The sequence below is a fragment of the Psychroserpens mesophilus genome (assembly GCF_050617655.1).
Classification (GTDB): domain Bacteria; phylum Bacteroidota; class Bacteroidia; order Flavobacteriales; family Flavobacteriaceae; genus Psychroserpens; species Psychroserpens mesophilus_A.
In genome coordinates this window covers 1-234 of sequence record NZ_JBODQC010000529.1, presented here as the reverse complement: position 1 = coordinate 234, position 234 = coordinate 1, and the positions used below count along the sequence as shown (strand labels likewise).

The 234-nt window shown below is 44.0% G+C and carries 1 protein-coding gene; it reads right to left on the bottom strand.

What is annotated here, in order from left to right:
* Positions 1 to 234: ATP-binding cassette domain-containing protein (locus tag ACRHNM_RS18275; protein WP_431138044.1), on the bottom strand; the 234-nt coding region annotated here is incomplete at both ends.

Here is a 234-nt window from a genome sequence, read left to right as displayed (position 1 = left end):
CCACCCGGTGGCCTTCAATACAAAACGGAGGTTGTTGTTCACGTTTCGGTCGGGCAACAATTTAAAATCCTGGAAAACGATTCCAAGTTTTCTACGGAGGAAGGGAATGTCCTTTTCTTTTAGGGTTTTCAGGTTAAAATCGACCACTTGCCCAGTTCCTTGTTTGAGCGGAAGATCGGCATACAGCGTTTTCATAAAACTACTTTTACCACTGCCCGTTTTGCCGATTACATA